The following is a 767-nucleotide window of genomic DNA, read 5'->3' on the forward strand; positions in this document are numbered from 1 at the left end:
CTATCCAACTCAACTTCATTCACTTCATAATTGATGTTGACCATTACCGCTGTTGCGTTGAGCTTATCCGCCCAATCGCAAATGACTTGTGTACAGTCGTCAAAACGCGGAACTTCTTTATACAGAAGAGGAATGTTTAGCTCTGTGAGCTCTTGATGAACATGCTCAAGACGCCTAGCGATTAAATCCGCCTGCATCGGCGCCATGTGGTGCTCTTGCCACTGTTCTGGCGTTGCAACAAAACAAGCAACAACAGGTTGCCCTGTATCAAGTGCCGCCTTTAACGCCGTGTGGTCTAACGTGCGTAAATCGCGCCTAAACCAAACCAGAATCATGTGGTCTCCTTACTGAATCTGTGTTTGTGCAAGATGAAGTTTCTCAATAACTTCCGAACACTGCACTTGCTCAGGATACCGCGCTAACAGCGCTTTGAATGCTTCCACTTGCTTGGCAGGTAGCGCCCTATTCGAGAACACATAAATACGCTGGTAGCGTTCAATCACGTCGTGACCCACCAAGCCAGAAACGTCGTCCACCTTGTCGATTAAGGTGATGTGGTAACCTTGCTCACACAACTTCGCCGCCTGAATCCAGCTTTCCGCATCTCGACTTTGTTCAAAGCTGATCAACAGACATTTCCCCTTAGTAGATGCTTTGTTTTCAGAATCGATCACCAATGCCAAACGCGTGATTAAACAGGTTTGGAACAATCCCATCTGCAAAGAGCGCAGCGAGCCCTTAACCAAATCCAATGCTTCAAACACAGG

At 47.3% G+C, this 767-nt stretch carries 1 protein-coding gene and 1 pseudogene; both read right to left on the minus strand.

Going from position 1 to position 767, the window contains the following annotated elements:
- The coding region (locus tag R7Q46_RS26555) for a deoxyribodipyrimidine photo-lyase (RefSeq protein ID WP_318078135.1) at positions 1 to 335 on the minus strand (335 nt) is incomplete at its 3' end.
- Between the two features lie 9 nt (positions 336 to 344).
- A pseudogene (locus tag R7Q46_RS26560) lies at positions 345 to 767 on the minus strand (helix-turn-helix-type transcriptional regulator); the annotation flags it as partial.

The organism is Vibrio sp. 811 (genome assembly GCF_033339195.1).